This is a genomic window from Paraglaciecola sp. G1-13 (assembly GCF_055809255.1).
In genome coordinates this window covers 4,755,993-4,775,153 of the sequence record NZ_CM147903.1, presented here as the reverse complement: position 1 = coordinate 4,775,153, position 19,161 = coordinate 4,755,993, and the positions used below count along the sequence as shown (strand labels likewise).

Annotated in this window: 11 protein-coding genes and 2 rRNA genes; 7 read left to right on the top strand and 6 right to left on the bottom strand. The window is 45.0% G+C overall.

Annotated features, from left to right (window positions below; all coding sequences use genetic code 11):
• Nucleotides 1–104 precede the first annotated feature (104 nt).
• Nucleotides 105–1,349, top strand: coding sequence for a bifunctional phosphopantothenoylcysteine decarboxylase/phosphopantothenate--cysteine ligase CoaBC (gene coaBC, locus AC0L6N_RS20330; RefSeq protein ID WP_473481397.1), 1,245 nt, complete (start codon nucleotides 105–107; stop codon nucleotides 1,347–1,349).
• Nucleotides 1,350–1,411: 62 nt separating this feature from the next.
• On the top strand, nucleotides 1,412–2,005 hold the full coding sequence (gene slmA, locus AC0L6N_RS20325; RefSeq protein WP_011572990.1) for a nucleoid occlusion factor SlmA: 594 nt from the start codon (nucleotides 1,412–1,414) through the stop codon (nucleotides 2,003–2,005).
• An 81-nt stretch (nucleotides 2,006–2,086) separates the two neighbouring features.
• Here the strand turns inward: slmA and AC0L6N_RS20320 are convergent, their stop codons facing one another.
• Together AC0L6N_RS20320 and AC0L6N_RS20315 are read right to left on the bottom strand one after the other, a co-directional pair.
• The gene (locus AC0L6N_RS20320) at nucleotides 2,087–3,943 is read right to left on the bottom strand and encodes a DUF885 domain-containing protein (RefSeq protein ID WP_473477257.1); all 1,857 of its coding nucleotides are present in this window, start codon (nucleotides 3,941–3,943) and stop codon (nucleotides 2,087–2,089) included.
• Nucleotides 3,944–4,105: 162 nt separating this feature from the next.
• Nucleotides 4,106–5,764: a M28 family metallopeptidase gene (locus tag AC0L6N_RS20315; RefSeq protein WP_473477256.1), complete on the bottom strand. Its 1,659-nt coding sequence runs from the start codon at nucleotides 5,762–5,764 to the stop codon at nucleotides 4,106–4,108.
• A 299-nt stretch (nucleotides 5,765–6,063) separates the two neighbouring features.
• Here AC0L6N_RS20315 and AC0L6N_RS20310 point away from each other — a divergent pair, with 299 nt between their 5' ends.
• Both AC0L6N_RS20310 and AC0L6N_RS20305 read left to right on the top strand, forming a co-directional pair.
• Nucleotides 6,064–6,387 (top strand): DUF1820 family protein, encoded by a 324-nt coding sequence (locus AC0L6N_RS20310; protein ID WP_011572987.1) that lies wholly within the window; start codon nucleotides 6,064–6,066, stop codon nucleotides 6,385–6,387.
• Between the two features lie 47 nt (nucleotides 6,388–6,434).
• Complete coding sequence (locus AC0L6N_RS20305) at nucleotides 6,435–8,195, top strand: DUF885 domain-containing protein (protein WP_473477253.1); 1,761 nt, start codon at nucleotides 6,435–6,437, stop codon at nucleotides 8,193–8,195.
• A 116-nt stretch (nucleotides 8,196–8,311) separates the two neighbouring features.
• On the opposite strand, the gene AC0L6N_RS20300 is transcribed toward AC0L6N_RS20305, so the two are convergent.
• Nucleotides 8,312–8,716 carry a hypothetical protein gene (locus AC0L6N_RS20300; RefSeq protein WP_473477251.1) on the bottom strand — a complete coding sequence of 135 codons (405 nt, stop codon included), beginning with the start codon at nucleotides 8,714–8,716 and terminating at the stop codon, nucleotides 8,312–8,314.
• A gap of 96 nt (nucleotides 8,717–8,812) precedes the next feature.
• Complete coding sequence (locus tag AC0L6N_RS20295; RefSeq protein ID WP_473477248.1) at nucleotides 8,813–9,277, bottom strand: EVE domain-containing protein; 465 nt, start codon at nucleotides 9,275–9,277, stop codon at nucleotides 8,813–8,815.
• A 181-nt stretch (nucleotides 9,278–9,458) separates the two neighbouring features.
• Here AC0L6N_RS20295 and imuA point away from each other — a divergent pair, with 181 nt between their 5' ends.
• Genes imuA through AC0L6N_RS20280 form a run of 3 tightly spaced genes read left to right on the top strand, consistent with a single transcriptional unit; the run spans nucleotide 9,459 to nucleotide 14,707 of the window.
• Nucleotides 9,459–10,148, top strand: a complete 690-nt coding sequence (gene imuA, locus AC0L6N_RS20290; protein ID WP_473477245.1) for a translesion DNA synthesis-associated protein ImuA — start codon at nucleotides 9,459–9,461, stop codon at nucleotides 10,146–10,148.
• Nucleotides 10,149–10,157: 9 nt separating this feature from the next.
• Nucleotides 10,158–11,612: a Y-family DNA polymerase gene (locus AC0L6N_RS20285; protein ID WP_473477242.1), complete on the top strand. Its 1,455-nt coding sequence runs from the start codon at nucleotides 10,158–10,160 to the stop codon at nucleotides 11,610–11,612.
• A 2-nt stretch (nucleotides 11,613–11,614) separates the two neighbouring features.
• Nucleotides 11,615–14,707, top strand: coding sequence for an error-prone DNA polymerase (locus AC0L6N_RS20280; RefSeq protein ID WP_473477240.1), 3,093 nt, complete (start codon nucleotides 11,615–11,617; stop codon nucleotides 14,705–14,707).
• A 997-nt stretch (nucleotides 14,708–15,704) separates the two neighbouring features.
• On the opposite strand, the gene rrf is transcribed toward AC0L6N_RS20280, so the two are convergent.
• Together rrf and AC0L6N_RS20270 are read right to left on the bottom strand one after the other, a co-directional pair.
• Nucleotides 15,705–15,820 (bottom strand): 5S ribosomal RNA (gene rrf / locus AC0L6N_RS20275).
• Nucleotides 15,821–16,085: 265 nt separating this feature from the next.
• Nucleotides 16,086–18,970, bottom strand: a 23S ribosomal RNA gene (locus AC0L6N_RS20270).
• Nucleotides 18,971–19,161 lie beyond the last annotated feature (191 nt).

The following is a 19,161-nucleotide window of genomic DNA, read 5'->3' as shown; positions in this document are numbered from 1 at the left end:
AATAGAAATTAAGTGGAAATTAAGTGGAAATTAAGCCTAGCAAAAGCGGTCTATTCCAGCCAATAATGGCCGTATAAAATGAGTAAGATAGCAAAATGATCCCTATGCAATTAGCCCAACAGAAGATCCTACTTGGTATAACAGGCGGTATAGCAGCCTACAAAACCCCAGATTTAGTCAGAAAACTCACTGCGCTTGGCGCACAGGTACGTTGCGTGATGAGTGCTTCAGCAGCAGAATTCGTGAGCCCACTGGCTTTACAGGCGGTCTCAGGTAACCCTGTAGGTGATGACCTACTGGATCGTACCGCGGAAGCCGCTATGGGCCACATAGAGCTGGCAAAATGGGCTGATAAAGTGCTTATTGCCCCTGCTACGGCAAATTTCATGGCCAAACTCACCCATGGCTTAGCCGATGATTTGTTATCCACGTTATGCCTAGCCACCAGCGCACCGATGTATATTGCCCCTGCGATGAATCAGCAGATGTGGCATGCGCAGGCAACACAAGCAAACCTCAATATTTTACAACAAAGAGGCGTCACCATTTTAGGGCCAGCTCCCGGCGAGCAAGCCTGTGGTGATATCGGCCTAGGGCGAATGATAGAGCCGATTGATATCGCCAATATGTTAGCCCAAAGTCCAATGGAGCCCTTGCTCGCTAACAGGCATATTGTGATTACGGCAGGGCCAACACGGGAAGAAATCGATCCCGTGCGCTTCATTAGCAATCACAGCTCAGGAAAGATGGGCTACGCATTAGCGAAAGCGGCTGTTGCTTTAGGTGCAAGAGTCACATTGGTATCAGGGCCGGTGAATTTGACGCGCCCAGTAGGTGTTAATGTCATTGATGTAGTCAGTGCAGAGCAAATGCACAATGCCGTTATGACAGCCGTGAGCAAGTCCCAAGTTAATGACGCGCAGTCAGATAGCATGCAGCTTAATTGCGACATATTCATCGGTTGTGCAGCCGTAGCAGATTACAAGCCACAGCAAAAAACCGAGCAAAAGATTAAGAAGTCCGATACGGAGTTAACACTTACTTTTACTAGAAACCCTGATATCCTTAGTGATGTTGCCCATTTAGCTCAACCCCCTTTCACGGTTGGCTTCGCCGCTGAAACGCAAGACGTGGCTCATTACGCACAAGACAAACTGAAACGCAAAAAGCTCGATATGATTGCCGCAAACGACGTATCCCAAGCCGGTTTAGGCTTCAATAGCGAGCAAAACGCACTCAATGTTTATTGGAATAATGGTGGAAAAAACCTTGGCGTTGCCGATAAGAGTCAGTTGGCGATTTCGCTATTGACCTTAGTTGCTCAGCGTCACGCATTAAAAACAACATAAACCACACTAGGGATAAAACTCGTTAGGTAATAACGCACACAGAGGTCACTTTAGGATAGAAAATGGCAATAGCAAAAAAGATAAATCGCCGTGCGCAAATATTACAAGCACTTGCCAGTATGCTGCAAACCAACCCAGGCCAGCGGATCACTACCGCTAAATTAGCGGCTCATGTTGGTGTGTCAGAAGCCGCGCTGTACCGTCACTTTCCCAGCAAAGCCCGCATGTTTGAGGGCTTAATAGAGTTTATTGAAGAGACTCTTTTTTCGCGTATTAATAAAATTATTAATGAAGAAAAAGATTCCACGACTCGCTGCCAACTGATTCTGCGCCTTATACTTGGCTTTGCGGAGAAAAACCCGGGGATCACACGCATCTTAAACGGTGACGCTTTAATGGGCGAGCAAGACCGATTGCGTGACCGAATAGCCCAATTATTTGAACGTTTAGAAACCCAGTTAAAACAAGTTCTCAGAGAAAGAAAATTACGCGAAGGTAAATCACTTCCCGCTGAAGAGGCCATAATCGCGAATTTCCTTATTTGCTATGTAGACGGGCGAATTAATCTGTTTATTCGCAGTAAATTTACCCGCCGCCCAACAGAGGGTTTCAACGACCAATGGCAGTTAATTAGCACTCAGTTCTTTTTGAACTAACCACGTTAGAATTTGCACATAAAAAAGCCCGTTGAGTCACAACTCAACGGGCTTTTTACTTTTATTTATATCTGCAATGAATTAATCCGCTTTATTCGCAGATTGCTGCACATCCGCTACCCAAGCTTTGACTTTCTGTTCAAGAATATTCAGTGGCACAGGGCCATCTTTTAGCACTTGGGCATGAAAGCCACGAATATCGAATTGCTCACCGAGTTCTGCTTGCGACCATGCACGCAATTCCATGATCTTCAACTTACCAATCATATATGCCGTCGCTTGGCCCGGCATAGCAATGTAACGCTCAATCGCTTTAACCGAGTCATTCTTCGGGTTTGGTGTATTTTCGATGAGATAATTAATAGCTTGCTCACGACTCCACTTTTTACTGTGAATACCGGTATCAACCACTAATCGACAAGCACGCCATAGCTCCATCGCTAAGCGACCAAAGTCAGAGTATGGGTCTTGGTAAAAACCCATATCTTTAGCTAGTTCTTCAGTATACAGGCCCCACCCTTCGGTATAGGCAGTAAATGAACTGTATTTTTGAAACTCAGGAATATCCTCAAGCTCTTGAGCGATCGCTCGCTGCATATGATGCCCAGGTATACCTTCATGATAGGCCAAGGCTTCCATTTGATAGGTAGGCATGTCGTTCATGTCGTAAAGGTTTGCGTAGTATATGCCTGGTCGAGAGCCATCTTTCGCAGGGCTTTGATAAAACGCTTTGCCGGCTGACTTTTCACGAAACGGCTCAACACGTTTAACCACCATCTCAGCCTGTGGAATTAAGCTAAAATATTCAGGTAGTTTGTCACGCATGGTGTCAATAAGCGCTTTCGCTTCAAGCAAGTAAGCATCACGCCCTTCGTCCGTATTGGCGTAGTAGAATTGTTTGTCAGTTCGCATAAATTCGAAAAATTCATTCAAACTGCCGTCAAACTTCACTTTTTTCATGATGCTGCGCATATCTTGATGAATACGCTCAACGTTTTGTAAGCCAATGTTGTGCACTTCATCGGCGCTTAAATCAGTAGTAGTAAACCATGCAAGACGATTTTCGTACCACTTGTCGCCGTCAGGCAAGCGCCATACACCATCACCTTCTGGGGTTAAATCTCGCTGCACTTTCAACTCGCGAATGAGTGCTTGATACGCAGGTTGAACCGACGTCAGAAGGGCGTTGCTAGCATCATCAAGTAAGGTCTTACGCTCGCTGTCGGTTAACTCTAACTTGCTGACTTTGTCTTGGAAGTCCTGCCAGATGCTTGATGTACTGTCGCTGCTATCAAAGGGGGCTCCGGTAATCACGTTTTTTGATGCTTGTAGCATCTGATCGTAAGACCATTTTGGTGGAAATACGCCTATTTTTTGTCGAATACGTAGCTGGTCAATGACTTGTGAAAACAAGGTTTTTACCCCTTGCAGACGACTGATGTAGGCTTGAGCGTCTTCCGTGTTGGTGACTCTGTGCACATTAATCAAGAAGCTGGGGACCATAGTGTGGTAAGCACTAAACTGATCCATGATATAAGTGTGATGACGAAACTCATCATTAGCTAGTTGGCGCTCTAAGGACACTTTATTGAGCGCTAAACTGATTTTCTCTGCGGCGCTTAACTGACTTTCATCAAAACCTTTTAACGTATTTAACTGCTTCTTGGCGAGTTCGCTGCTTTGTTCAATGAATGTTTCACTGATGTTGTTCCACTTATCGTAATCCCACTTGTAACCTAAATAGCTTTGAAACTGCGGTGAACGATGCAGTCGCTGTTTAAAGTTATTAGCAAAAAAGTCGGCTAATCGTTGTGATTCCGTTTGCGCGGTGTCGACTGTATGGGTGGTGGATTCATTATCCTGGCGGGCTTGTACGTTCAATGCCGCAAACGACAAAGACGCAGCCGCAAGCGAAAGGGCGATGATAGATAGTTTCATGTTAGCTCCCTGATTTTTTTATTATGTATTTTAAGCCTCTGTGAGTCATGCAATTGCAAAGGTAGGTAACTGCATGACGGCACAAAACAAAATGAGTGCAAGTTAGTAAGCTTGCACTCACTGGTCCATGATGAATAACGCAATAACGCGCCTTACACGCTGCTACTTAGAAAACGTATCACCAAAGAAGTCACCTTCATTCCAACTAGAACGCTTAGCTTGGTTAGCCAAGGTGAGACCGATGTAATAATTCACTTCGGCGAATTTAGTTGCCGCCTTCCAGTTAAAGGGCTGATTAAAATCATCCCCTGGCTTGTGGTAATTAGTTGCTAAAAATTCACCGAATTTTTTGCTGCCATCAACTGCTGGGTCGGCTGATTGCAGACCAGGCACTAAAAATACTGACGGTACCCCCTGTTTAACAAAACTGTAGTGATCAGAACGGGTAAACAACGCCTGCTCAGGCCACGGATCTGGGCTTAGGGTTAAACCAATTTTTTGTGCTGCAAGACTCACCGACTCTTTCAAATCACTATGATCTGCACCAAAGGCGATGACGTCGTTGAACTCGTAAGTTAAAATCGGCATGTCTAAATTAACGTTCGCCACCATGGCGTCTTTTGCCACGGTGGGGTTTTGTGCGAAGTAATCTGAGCCAAGTAAACCCTTTTCTTCTGCCGTGACCGCAACAAATAATATTGAACGCTTAGGGCGCTCAGCCAGTTGGCTGAACAAGCGGGCGGTTTCAAGTAACACCGAAGTACCTGTTGCGTTGTCCATGGCGCCATTGTTGATCTTGTCTTTCTTGACTGTTTTGGCGATCCCGATGTGATCAGAGTGGGCTGAATACACAATATACTCATTCTTCAGTGTCGGGTCTGAGCCTTCCAATATAGCCGCAACATTAGGGCTACTGATGGTCTTGTGCACGCTACGCTTACTGAAATCAATACTTACCGGTAAAGAGAAACCTTTAGGTGACTCGTCTTCTTCAAGTAGTTGGTAAATCTGCTCTAAATTCATATCCGCATTGGCAAACAATAATTCAGCCGCTTCTTTGCTTAAATAAGCACTGTTTTTCAGTGCAGGATAAACATTGGCTGGCTGGCCGTTTTGATTTAACCAGCGTACCGTCGGCGTGTGAATGTAATTAAGAAGGTTTTGATAAGGTCGCACTTTCTCAGCAGTAGGCGTGGTAATAGTCACATAACCAATGGCGCCGTGCTCTGCAGCGTGGCGTTTCTTCTCATTGGTTGAACCAAAGTGCGCGCCTTCTTCACTTGGGAAAGAAGCCGGCTTACCAGAAAGCACCACTACAACTTTGCCTTTTACGTCTAAGTCAGCGTAGTCATCGTGTTCAAGTTCTGGGGCAATAATCCCATAACCTGCAAAGACCAATTGCCCTTTGACACTGGCCATTTCGCTCACTGGGCTTGCACTGGTGATGTATTGTTTGGGATAAGCTAATTCGACACTGCCTTTGGCAGTTTCAAGTACGAACGAAGGCGAAGCTTGATCAAGTGATGCTTGGCGAAAAGGGGCGCGTTGTAGAAAACTGCCGTCATCGCCAGCAGGTTTAAGGCCATAACCTTCTAATTCTGAGGCAATGTACAAAGAAGCAATTTCATGACCACGAGAGCCAGTATCACGACCTTCTAATAAGTCATCAGATAAAAAACGTAAGTGGGATTTAATTCGTTCTGCATCAGCATGAACACTTTGTTTGACAGGGGCTTCTTGGGTTGCATTTTGATTTGCTGATTGGCAACCAGCAAGCATAAGCCCAGCTGAAAGCATGCCTAAATACATGATTTGGCGCATTGTTGTTCCTTTCTATCGGTGCGTTTATATTATTTTATCAACAGCTTGACGAGCAAAGTAGGTGTTCGCAAGACTTGTGGCTAAAATTGCTGTCATCCTGTTGTTCGCTAAATTGTACGGCAAAGCCTAGGGCAAACAAAATCAAGTACGGCCAATGACGGGTTTTATCAGCTCACTTGTGCTTTTCTTGGCTATATTGGTTTTCACTGTAATTTCTAGTACTTGGCGAAAAGCCATGGACTGGGTAGACTGCAGCACTTTTTAAATTATCTACACTTTACGCAGTAATAACCCAAACTATGTCGAAAAATACTTCACTCTTTAGAATTCAATTTATCGCCAATGGCGTACGCTACGAACTATATGTGCGCGAATTATGTCAGGGCAGCTTATTTGGTTTTATCGAAATTGGCGATTTTGTGTGGGACAACCACACCAGCGTGGTAGTTGACCCAAGCCATGAAAAACTCAAAGATGAGTTTGCTGATGTCACCACCACGTACATACCAATGCACAATGTTTTACGCATCGATGAGGTAAAAAAACAAGGTACGGCTAAAATCAGCGAGCTATCTGATAAGGTAACGGCTTTCCCAAGCCCAATTTATACTCCGAAAAAGTAAATACCTTGAACGCGAAATAATAATCGAAATGACAACGAGGGATCTTTATGTACAAGCGCAGTTTGATGCTAGCGGCAGTAATGTTGAGTTTTTGCTTTCAAGCCTTCGGAGCAAGCGAGCCTTCACAGTCACGTAAATTAAGTGCTTTGCTAGAGCAAATTTGGCAGTACCAGTTGTCAGTTGACCCAATAAAGGCCACCCGTTATCGAAACAACCGCTACAACGACAAACTGAAAGATCTCTCCCCCGAGGCTTTACAGATCCATGAACAGCGAAACCAGCAGTTTTTAGCTCGCTTAAAGGGCGTGGACGATAGCGGCTTAAACCATCAGCAAAAGATCAACAAATTGATGCAGATGCGCGGGCTGCAAAACGACATTGACTTATATCGCTTCAACGCCCATTACACACCGATTACGTCAGAGTCGGGCTTTTACAGCTCGTTGGCATTTTTACCAGCCTCAGCCCCGTTTAAAACTCAGCAAGATTATCAAAACTACCTAGCTCGCTTAAACCAATTTCCTCGCTATTTCGCCCAACAAATTGCTTGGATGAAAAAAGGTATTGAAACTGGCCGCGTGCAGCCAAAATCGGTGCTTGTTGGGTTTGACGACACTGTTAAAAAATTCATTACCGAAGACCTACACGACAGTCAATTTTTCGCCCCGTTTAAACGCCTTGCCGAATCAAGTTTTAGTTCAGCCGTTCAGGCTAGCTTATACACGCAAGGTGAAACCGCCATTAACCAGAGTGTGTTGCCTGCCTATCAGAGCTTTTATGACTTTTTAGTGAATGAATACATCCCCAATGCAAAACAAGATATTGCCGCCAACACATGGCAAAACGGCGCTGCGTTTTATCAAAATCGTAGCGATTACTACACCAGTACCAACCTAGATGTAGCCGATATTCACCAAACCGGTTTGCAAGAGGTAAAACGCATTCGCAGTGAAATGCAGAGCGTTTTAGACACCCTTAACTTTGAAGGTGATATTAATCAGTTTATTCAGTACTTACGCACCTCCCCTAAGTTTTATGCCACCAGTGCAGACGAGCTTTTAATGCGTGCTTCATATATAGCCAAACGCATTGATGCCATGCTCACTCAGTTATTTTACACTTTGCCCCGCGTGCCTTACGGTGTGGCGCCGGTGCCTGATAATATCGCCCCTAAATATACCACTGGGCGTTATATCGCCCCAACAAGAGACGACCAGCCGGGTTACTATTGGGTGAACACTTATGCGCTGGATAAGCGCCCCTTGTATGCCCTGCCCGCGCTTACCTTGCACGAAGCCGTACCCGGTCATCATTTGCAAATATCGCTGGCAAGTGAAATGCAAGACTTACCTCCTGTTCGCCGTTACACCTATATTTCAGCGTTTGGTGAGGGCTGGGGTTTATATTCTGAATTCTTGGGTAAAGAAGTGGGGATTTACACCACACCTTATGAAGAATTTGGCCGCTTAAGCTATGAAATGTGGCGCGCGTGTCGTTTAGTGGTCGATACGGGTATGCATATGCAAGGTTGGTCGCGCCAACAAGCCATTGACTACATGCTGGAAAACACTGCTTTGTCTGAACATAATGTCACCACAGAAGTGGACCGCTACATATCATGGCCAGCCCAGGCTTTATCCTACAAAATTGGTGAATTAACCATTAAACGCCTACGTAAAAAAGCCGAAGACGCATTGGGCGACAAGTTCGACTTACGCGCCTTTCACGATGCAGTGCTAGCCTACGGCTCGGTGCCCTTGTCGATTTTAGAACAGAATATAGATATGTTTATTGAGGAGAGTCGTTGACTTAGAGTTTTAATATGCCAGCTTGTTGTTAAATATTAAATAGTGCCTTTCGATAAATATAGGTTTGATACCAAAAATGACTGCTGGCACAAATACATTTGGTTCTTGATAGATAGTCATTTTATCGATGTAGCCAACATCAATGTAAAACTAGGAACAAAAATAATTTTAAATAAGAACGGAGTGAGATTATCTATAATTGCATCTCCACCCCATGTTTTATGTTTGTTCCCAAGTGCAAAAAGAGTTGCCCATGCAGTTAGCAACGTTCCCGTAAAATTGAGTGTTTTTTTGAAACCAATAGCCCAAAAAAGATTTAAGGCATCAGCATAAAAACCATAGATAACACATAAAAAACCAATACATATGGTAATGACGAATGTTAAAAATAATTGCTTTCGAAAATTAGTCCATTCTCGATCTCTTCTATCATCCTCGTAGTCCATTGTTCGTCCAACTAATCGACCAAACGCAACTCGATTGAAAAGCAAATATAGCACTGCCAATAATAAGTTCTTCACAATTCTAACTATGACCTCTTGCACTCTTAATCGTTTGTTAGTCAATAATCTTTTAGTTATAAAGACAAGCTAATATTTGATTTTCAGGCGGATGCACTATCCTTTTGCCACCGCCAACAACGCTGAAAACTCATGCTCATTCACTGGCATGATAGACAATCGATGGCCTTTTTTGACTAAGCCGATTTCGTTTATCTCGGGCATGCTTTTTATTTTTTTAAGCGACAAAATAGCGGGAAATTTCTCGACAAACCTCACTTCGACCATCACCCATCTGGGATTGTCAGGGCTTGATTTAGGGTCATAGTAATGGCTTTCAGGGTCAAACTGTGTGTGATCTGGGTAGGCTTCTTTGACGACTTCTGCAAGCCCCGCGATGCCAACGTCTTTACAGCTAGAATGATAAATAAAGACCTTATCGCCCTGCTTTACTTGGTCACGCAAAAAATTACGCGCTTGGTAATTGCGAATACCGTCCCAGTGCTCCGTCTGCTCAGGCTTTGCAGCTAAGTCATCGATGCTAAACGCATCAGGTTCTGTTTTAAATAACCAATATTGCATTTGGGTTCTCATCTCTTAAAAAGACAACTTATCAATCAAAAAGTAATTATGCCAACAATAAACCTGCGTGGAATCAATCAGATCCATAGTTTGACAAAAGTGCCCTGCACCTAAAACTTGCTAATCATATTGTGTTTTATATACTGTATGAATGCACAGTATATAAAACCCATGGTGATGTATGAACTCAACAATCGATCAGCTCAAAAACAAGCGTCTAGTTTGGCGAGCCAGCCAAGCAAGTGGTGCTCATAAGGTTTTGCCCAGCGGTTTTGATGCTCTCGATGCTCACCTAGAAGGTGGTTTACCTGAGCAAGGTGTAGTTGATATTAGTAGCCCAATTGGCATTGGTGAATTGCGCTTACTCTTACCTAGCTTCGTATTGCGCCAACAAAACAGCGACAAACTTTTAGTCTTTATTGGTGCCCCCGCACGGTTGAATGCACCCATGCTGGCGAAAATGGGCTTTGAGTTATCGCGTATTCTGATTATTGAACCCAAGAATGCGAAGGATGCTTTATGGTCAACTGAGCAATGCTTAAAAAGTGGCTGCTGTGATGGAGTATTGTTGTGGCATCAGGGCCTAGAAGTACACCAAGCAAAGCGACTACAATTCGCGGCAGAGGCAGGCGGGGCATTAAATATTGTGCTACGCCAGCAACAAAAACAGGTATTTTCATTGCCGGTGGCTTTAGCAATGCAGTTATCCTCATCTTCTCAGGGTATCGAGGTAACCATTACTAAACGCAAAGGCGGTTGTCATAGCCAGCCCTTCACCGTCAATATGAGCAAGATCTGGCCATCATTAACGCGACCTATACCAGCAAATAATGTTCTTCCTCTCACTGGCTTACATAGCCTTACCGGCTAATTAGCCACCATGCAACCTCTATGGCTCTACCTACATTTCCCAAATTTGCAGCTCGACTCTTATCACGTGCATGAGGGTGCCGAGAGCAAAGGATATATTGACGGCACAGGCAATCATAAGAGTACATCGTCGATCCCTATTGTAATACTCGATACAGCCCATGGTATCGTGCAGCTTAATAAATGCGCCAGGCAAGCAGGCATTCAACCCTTCATGAGCTTAGGCACAGCTGCGGCTTTACATGGAGGCTTGCAGGTTATGCCGTTTAACCCGGAAACCGAAAAACAGCAGCTGAGTATAATTGCGCAACGCTTATACATGGTTGTTTCAGATATTTGCTTTTTCAGTGAGCAAGGGCTGTTACTTCGAGTGCACAATATGTTGCGTTTATATTCGAGTTTAAACGAACTGTGGAGCATGATTAAAAGCCAGCTTGTACCATTGAATGTAAGTTTCTCATTCGCCACTGGCCATTCACCTTTAGCGGCCAAATTACTCGCCGTCAAAGGATGGAACCAAATCACGGATGAACCCTCGGCCATACAGCACGCCTTAAAAAAAGTCGATTTAAGCCTTACTGAACTTTCTTCAAAGGATGTAACTAAGCTTAACAGCATTGGCGTAAAATCTGTTGAGCAACTTCTCATCATTCCGTTTAGTGATTTACACAAACGCTTCGATACTCAAATGATTACTTACTTAGGGCAGCTAAGAGGCGATTTCAAACATCCGGTAATTTTTTTTCATCCCCAAGCAAACTTCAAGCAATACATTGAACTGCTGTATGAGATAGAGCGCACCGATTTACTTCTCAAACCCATACAAAAATTGCTTTCAAACTTAGAGAATTTTTTGCTGCTAAGAGACGAGTTAACCCAAGAGCTGCGCATAATTTTATATCAGCGAGATAAAAGCAAAATCGAATTTACGGTAGGGGCGCAGCAAGGAGAATATCGTGCCAAAGACTGGTTGGGGTTGCTCGCATTAAAACTCGAAAATGTGCTGCTGAATGCTCCAATTATCGCACTGCAACTTTCCACTGGTAAAACTTTTGTTCGTCATCCTGATAAACAAGATTTGTTCCTTGGGAAACAAGGGGTTGTATCCCGCTTACAACTTATATCAGCATTACAAGCTAAGCTTGGCGATGATGTACTTTTTAGCCCGCAAACCATTAACGACTATCGACCTGAGCGGGCATCCCAATATTGTTCCGTATTAACAGTGAATGAGGGAAACCCAATTTACCGCTCTCCGCTAAGACCAAGTTTTTTGTTAACTGAACCTAGTTTGCTTACTCAACACGTTTCAATCGTGCATGGCCCTGAACGCATTAGCACAGGTTGGTGGGACCAACAACCTGTGCTACGAGATTACTTCATTGCGGTGAGTAAAGAGGGGCAATGGTTTTGGGTGTTCAAAACACCAGAAAACACGTGGTTCTTGCAAGGCATTTTTAGTTAATTATGGCATTCAAAAAGGATCAGTATGCTGAGTTATTTTGTCAGAGTAATTTCAGTTTCTTACAAGCCGCATCGCATCCAAGTGAACTCATTAATCAAGCAGAATTTTTAGGTTACCAAGCACTTGCTATTACTGATGAATGCAGTGTAGCAGGGATAGTACGTGCTCACTCCGCAATAAAAAGAAAAGGCTTATCCATTAAGTTAGTTGTCGGTAGCATGTTCTACTACAATGCTGAACTTCAACTTATTCTATTATGCCCTAATCATAAAGCATACGCCGAGCTATGCCGCATTATTACCAATGCGCGACGCCGTGCAGATAAGGGGGAGTATAAGCTCGATTTATGGGATCTTAGAACGACCAAGCATTGCTTGGCTATTTGGATCCCAAGTGGCAACCCCGAGCAAAATGAGTATTGGGCAACATGGCTAACCAATCATTATGACGCTCGTTTATGGATAGGATATCAACGACATTTACTTGCTGAAGAGCATATTCATCAAGCACATTGCGAGCATTTAAGCAGTCGCTTTAATATCCCTATTACCGCTTGCGGTGGGGTATTAATGCACGAAATTGAACGATATGACTTACTCTGCGTTATAAATTCGATACGAAAAGTAAAAAATATTGAACATTCAGTGCAAGACATCCCACAAAACGCTGAACGCTCCTTGAGACCAGTCCAAAATCTATCTCGCCTATATCCTGCCCTATGGTTGGCCGAAAGTGTCAGTATTGCGAATTTATGTACTTTCGATTTGAGCGAATTAAGTTATCAATACCCTGCGGAACTCATTCCTGAGGGTTCAACACCGACACTTTATTTACGTAAGTTGGTTAAGCAAGGTATGTCTTTACGATTCCCTGAAGGAGTAAATTTCGCAATAAAACGCATCATTGCAAAAGAGTTAAAGCTGATCGAGGAACTTAAATACGAGTTCTTTTTTTTAACTATTTCAGACATCGTGCAATATGCAAAATCCCAGCATATTTTATATCAAGGTCGAGGCTCTGCAGCGAATTCTGTGGTCTGCTATTGCTTAGAAATTACCGCTGTTGATCCAAGACAAATATCAGTTTTATTCGAGCGATTTATCTCAAAAGAGCGCAACGAACCACCAGATATTGATGTTGATTTTGAGCACGAAAGACGTGAAGAGATCATTCAGTATATTTATAAAAAATATGGTCGCGAACGAACAGCTATCGCAGCAACAGTGATCTCATATCGGCAAAAAAGTGCGATTCGAGACGTGGGAAAAGCGCTGGGTATTCACGAATCACAGTTGGATTTTTTTATTAAAAATATTAACCGACGTGACAAAGGGCTTAACTGGCAAGCACAAATTTCAGAACTGGGTTTGGACCCAAGCTCAGGCAAAGGTAAACACTTCATTAAGCTCGTTAATGAGATAAAAGGCTTCCCTCGTCACTTGTCTCAACATGTAGGCGGGTTCGTCATATCAGCTACCCCTTTATATCAACTTGTTCCTATTGAAAATGCCTCGATGCCCGATCGTAGTGTTATTCAGTGGGACAAAGACGATTTAGAGAACTTAGGGCTACTCAAGGTCGATGTACTCGCTCTCGGCATGTTGACTGCTATTCGCAAGAGTTTTGATTTAATTGAGAAACATCAGGGTAAAACCATTTCAATTGCCGATATCACCCGACTGCCTAGCGACCCAGATGTTTACGCTATGATACAGCGCGCCGATACAGTAGGTGTATTTCAGATAGAGTCCCGAGCCCAGATGACCATGCTACCTCGTCTACGCCCTAAGTGTTTCTATGATCTTGTGATTCAGATTGCCATTGTTAGACCTGGGCCTATTCAGGGCGATATGGTCCATCCCTTCCTTAAACGGCGCGACGGTCTTGAACCCGTTGATTATCCGTCTAAAGAAGTAGAGTCTGTACTGTCACGCACTATGGGCGTTCCTATCTTCCAAGAACAGGTCATTAAGATAGCGATGGTCGCTGCTGGCTTTAGTGGAGGCGAGGCAGACCAGCTTCGTAGAGCAATGGCCAGTTGGAAGAAAACCGGTGAATTAATTAAATTTAAGCACAAGCTGATTAAAGGCATGCTTGCTAGAGGTTATAAAAGTCAATTTGCCGAACAGTTATATAAACAGATTTGCGGCTTTGGTGAATATGGTTTTCCCGAATCACATTCAGCCTCTTTTTCCGTATTGGCTTATGTGTCTTCTTGGTTGAAATACTATTATCCAGAAAGCTTTTATTGTGGCCTACTCAATAGTTGGCCCATGGGTTTCTATACCCCAGATCAACTGATTCAAGATGCTAAGCGTCATCACATTGAAGTTTTGCCTGTATGCATTAATGCATCTGACTATGATCACATCCTAGAGCAGGTTAAAGGAAACCTTGCTCTTCGTTTAGGTTATCGACTAATTAAAGGCTTATCCCGAAAGGAAATGGAAAGCTTTGTGAATTTGCGCCCAAATAAAGGCTTTAGTGCTTTAGCTCAACTTAAAGAATCAGGCTTAACTAAAACATCCTTAGAAGTATTGGCTAGTGCCAATGCATTTAGCAGTATTAGCGATAACCGCTACACAGCCAAATGGTTACTTATGGATTCAGAAAGTGAATTACCGCTGTTTAAACAACTGACTATGGATAATTCATTTGACCCTGAGCGGCCTAGTGACCTTAACGCCCTGTTAGAAGATTACCGAACTACAGGGCTAAGCTTAGACTCTCACCCAGTACGTTTACTCAATCACGCCCGATTATTGGGCCATTATACGCCGGCGGCTCAACTAGACACCATCGCACATAAATCTGTGGTCAAGGTCGTTGGCTTAGTAAAAGGAAGGCAAAGCCCAGGCACAGCATCGGGTGTTACCTTCATCACCCTTGAAGATGATACAGGCAATAGCAACGTGATCGTATGGCAGGCAACCGCCCGCGCCCAAAAGCAAGCCTACTTAAAAGCTCAAATACTCAAAGTCAGCGGTATATTAGAAAGAGGAGATGGCGGCGTAACTCATATCATCGCCGGAAGACTAGAAGACCTAAGCCATTTAGTAGACGAACTAGCCATCCACTCAAGAGATTTTCATTAGTAATGATCCGCTAAAAACACGCATGGTTTTAAACCACTACCCCCTCACAGCGCTATTGCAACACGGTTGTCGCATCGGATGCCGCGCATGGGGGTGAAAGCGGGGCTTTTAGGAGCGTAGTTCCTGGCGCTTGAACGGGTAGCATGGATGCTGCACTGGAGGTAGCCCCATGGATGGGTGGCAACGAGTAGCTTAATATTTTCTCAGCTATTGCATGGGATGCCCCGCATGAAATTCGAGGGATTTGGTTTATCCATGTGTGGGTAGCATTGCGCGACAGCGCTTAAGGGGAAGGGCTATCCGTTTGTGTTTGCATTTCCCTTGCAATAATATTTCTTACACATGCAAAAAAGGGCTACCTCGGTCGCCGCGCGATTGAGGATAGTCATTTCTTTATTGGGAGTCTGGGTAAGGCTGGTATCTTTAGTTGCGCAGCAACGTCCAGCCGCACGACACGCCATGGAGGGCGTGGCTGCCACTTTGTTGCGGGGAATGCTTCATCATGGACGTGTTTATATCGTAGTTGATACACCCCTGAAGGTTTGTTGCTGAGTCGCTTTTGCGCGAAGCGCATATACGAAAAAGCCCTGACCGTTTTTTTGGTCAGGGCTTTTCGTGTAATGGGAGTCTGGCAGTGTGCTACTCTCGCATGGGGGCGAAGGCGGAGGCTTTTGCGAAGCGCAGCTTTGCGCGACTGAACGACACGCCATGGATGGCGTGGCTGGTGCGCAACACCAGGGATGGGTTGTTCTTCAGCTTTCATGCAAAGCACTAGAGTTGAAAGCCCTTGATGGATGAAAACGCGGCTCTGTGGAGCACCGCTCCAGCCGTTTGAACGACCGACATGGATGTCGGGCTGGACTGAACTACAGGGAAGTATGACACCTAGGCGTCTACTTCGTTAACAAGCTTTAAAATGCGATTTCGACTACAGTTGATTTTTCTATAGCAGAAACGAAAAAAGCCACCCGATTAGGTGGCTTCATTCTAAATGGGAGTCTGGCAGTGTGCTACTCTCGCATGGGGAAACCCCATACTACCATCGCCGCTAATGCGTTTCACTTCTGAGTTCGAGATGGGATCAGGTGGGGCCGCATCGCTATGGCCGCCAGACATAAACTGTTATTTATCAAGCCGTAGCTCAATAAATCAATATGTAAAAAGCTGATGCCGTTCCCTTGCAGGTCTGGCTGTAATCATCGCTAAATCTCTTTAGTCTTACTCTTGATTTTAATACTTGTCATACATGCAACACTCAAACATTTTATTTAGCTCTAACTTTAGCGAGTAGGTAATTGGTCAGGAAGGTTTCCTTCCGTTTAAGCCATTTAACACGACTCGTTCGCTAGAACGATATAAAAAGTCATTTGGGCGTTGTATGGTTAAGCCTCACGGGCAATTAGTACAGGTTAGCTTAACGCCTTGCAACGCTTCCACATCCTGCCTATCAACGTCGTAGTCTTCAACAACCCTTTAGGACAGTTAAACTGCCAGGGATGACTCATCTTGGGGCTCGCTTCCCGCTTAGATGCTTTCAGCGGTTATCGATTCCGAACGTAGCTACCGGGCAATGCTTTTGGCAAAACAACCCGAACACCAGCGGTTCGTCCACTCCGGTCCTCTCGTACTAGGAGCAGCTCCCCTCAATCATCCAACGCCCACACCAGATAGGGACCGAACTGTCTCACGACGTTCTAAACCCAGCTCGCGTACCACTTTAAATGGCGAACAGCCATACCCTTGGGACCGACTTCAGCCCCAGGATGTGATGAGCCGACATCGAGGTGCCAAACACCGCCGTCGATATGAACTCTTGGGCGGTATCAGCCTGTTATCCCCGGAGTACCTTTTATCCGTTGAGCGATGGCCCTTCCATACAGAACCACCGGATCACTATGACCTACTTTCGTACCTGCTCGACGTGTCTGTCTCGCAGTTAAGCTGGCTTATGCCATTGCACTAACCTCCTGATGTCCGACCAGGATTAGCCAACCTTCGTGCTCCTCCGTTACTCTTTGGGAGGAGACCGCCCCAGTCAAACTACCCACCAGGCACTGTCCGCATTCCCGATAAGGGAACAACGTTAGAACATCAAACGTACAAGGGTGGTATTTCAAGGTTGACTCCACGCAAACTGGCGTTCACGCTTCAAAGTCTCCCACCTATCCTACACATGTAGGGTCAATGTTCAGTGCCAAGCTATAGTAAAGGTTCACGGGGTCTTTCCGTCTAGGTGCGGGTACACAGCATCTTCACTGCGATTTCAATTTCACTGAGTCTCGGGTGGAGACAGCGTGGCCATGGTTACACCATTCGTGCAGGTCGGAACTTACCCGACAAGGAATTTCGCTACCTTAGGACCGTTATAGTTACGGCCGCCGTTTACCGGGGCTTCGATCAAGAGCTTCGCTTGCGCTAACCCCATCAATTAACCTTCCGGCACCGGGCAGGTGTCACACCGTATACGTCATCTTTCGATTTAGCACAGTGCTGTGTTTTTAATAAACAGTCCCAGCCACCTTTTCACTGCGGCCCCCATTCGCTCAAAGAGCAAGTCTCATCACAAACAGGGGCGTACCTTCTCCCGAAGTTACGGTACGATTTTGCCGAGTTCCTTCACCCGAGTTCTCTCAAGCGCCTTAGTATTCTCTACCTGACCACCTGTGTCGGTTTGGGGTACGGTTCGATATATCATAAGTTTAGAGGCTTTTCCTGGAAGCAGGGTATTTGCAACTTCAATTCCGTAGAATCTCGTCTCGTGTCTCAGGCATGTAGAATCCCGGATTTACCTAAGATTCAACCCTACACACTTTCACATAGACAACCAACGCTATGCTTGCATAACCTTCTCCGTCCCCCCATCACTGATATACCAAGTACGGAAATATTAATCCGTTTCCCATCGACTACGCATTTCTGCCTCGCCTTAGGGGCCGACTTACCCTGCCCTGATTAGCATGGGACAGGAAACCTTGGTCTTCCGGCGTGCGGGTTTTTCACCCGCATTATCGTTACTCATGTCAGCATTCGCACTTGTGATATGTCCAGCAAACCTCTCAGTTCACCTTCAGCCACTTACACAACGCTCCCCTACCACGCAAAGTAAACTTTGCGTCCGCAGCTTCGGTATATTGCTTAGCCCCGTTACATCTTCCGCGCAGGCCGACTCGACTAGTGAGCTATTACGCTTTCTTTAAAGGGTGGCTGCTTCTAAGCCAACCTCCTAGCTGTCTTAGCCTTCCCACATCGTTTCCCACTTAGCAATAATTTTGGGACCTTAGCTGGCGGTCTGGGTTGTTTCCCTCTTCACGACGGACGTTAGCACCCGCCGTGTGTCTCCCGGATAGTACTCACTGGTATTCGGAGTTTGCAAAGGGTTGGTAAGTCGGGATGACCCCCTAGCCTTAACAGTGCTCTACCCCCAGTGGTATTCGTCCGAGGCGCTACCTAAATAGCTTTCGGGGAGAACCAGCTATCTCCCGGTTTGATTGGCCTTTCACCCCCAGCCACAAGTCATCCGCTAACTTTTCAACGTTAGTCGGTTCGGTCCTCCAGTTGATGTTACTCAACCTTCAACCTGCCCATGGCTAGATCACCGGGTTTCGGGTCTATACCTTGCAACTAAAACGCGCAGTTAACACTCGCTTTCGCTACGGCTCCCCTATTCGGTTAACCTTGCTACAAAATATAAGTCGCTGACCCATTATACAAAAGGTACGCAGTCACAGAACAAGTCTGCTCCCACTGCTTGTACGTATACGGTTTCAGGTTCTATTTCACTCCCCTCACAGGGGTTCTTTTCGCCTTTCCCTCACGGTACTAGTTCACTATCGGTCAGTTAGGAGTATTTAGCCTTGGAGGATGGTCCCCCCATGTTCAGTCAAGATAACACGTGTCCCGACCTACTCGATTTCACTTAAAATTCGCGTTCGTGTACAGGGCTATCACCTTGTATCGCTGTGCTTTCCAACACCTTCCACTCGCTTATTATTAGCTTAAGGGCTAATCCCCGTTCGCTCGCCGCTACTAGGGGAATCTCGGTTGATTTCTTTTCCTAAGGGTACTTAGATGTTTCAGTTCCCCTCGTTTGCCTCATACAGCTATGTATTCACTGTATGATACCGCCGAAGCGGTGGGTTTCCCCATTCGGACATTTGTGGATCAAAGCATTTTGTCGGCTCCCCACAACTTTTCGCAGACTTACACGTCCTTCATCGCCTCTAACTGCCTAGGCATCCACCGTATACGCTTAGTCACTTAACCATACAACCCCAAATAACCTTCAATATTTGACGTATAGACGTTACTCATAACCGAAGTTATCAGCGTATCTACTGTGTATGCGTGACAAGTATTCATTTTCAAATCAGATAGAGTAAGCTCTTAAAGAGTTCTCTTAGTTTTGATTACTTTTATCAGCTTTCCATATTGTTAAAGAACATTGTGATACCGAA

Excerpts from the sequence above, each read along its gene's own strand:
- imuA (WP_473477245.1), top strand. The coding sequence starts at position 9,459 with ATGAACTCAACAATCGATCAGCTCAAAAACAAGCGTCTAGTTTGGCGA.
- AC0L6N_RS20305 (WP_473477253.1), top strand. The coding sequence starts at position 6,435 with ATGTACAAGCGCAGTTTGATGCTAGCGGCAGTAATGTTGAGTTTTTGC.
- slmA (WP_011572990.1), top strand. The coding sequence starts at position 1,412 with ATGGCAATAGCAAAAAAGATAAATCGCCGTGCGCAAATATTACAAGCA.
- coaBC (WP_473481397.1), top strand. The coding sequence starts at position 105 with ATGCAATTAGCCCAACAGAAGATCCTACTTGGTATAACAGGCGGTATA.
- AC0L6N_RS20285 (WP_473477242.1), top strand. The coding sequence starts at position 10,158 with ATGCAACCTCTATGGCTCTACCTACATTTCCCAAATTTGCAGCTCGAC.
- AC0L6N_RS20320 (WP_473477257.1), bottom strand. The coding sequence starts at position 3,943 with ATGAAACTATCTATCATCGCCCTTTCGCTTGCGGCTGCGTCTTTGTCG.
- AC0L6N_RS20315 (WP_473477256.1), bottom strand. The coding sequence starts at position 5,764 with ATGCGCCAAATCATGTATTTAGGCATGCTTTCAGCTGGGCTTATGCTT.
- AC0L6N_RS20295 (WP_473477248.1), bottom strand. The coding sequence starts at position 9,277 with ATGCAATATTGGTTATTTAAAACAGAACCTGATGCGTTTAGCATCGAT.
- AC0L6N_RS20280 (WP_473477240.1), top strand. The coding sequence starts at position 11,615 with ATGGCATTCAAAAAGGATCAGTATGCTGAGTTATTTTGTCAGAGTAAT.
- AC0L6N_RS20310 (WP_011572987.1), top strand. The coding sequence starts at position 6,064 with ATGTCGAAAAATACTTCACTCTTTAGAATTCAATTTATCGCCAATGGC.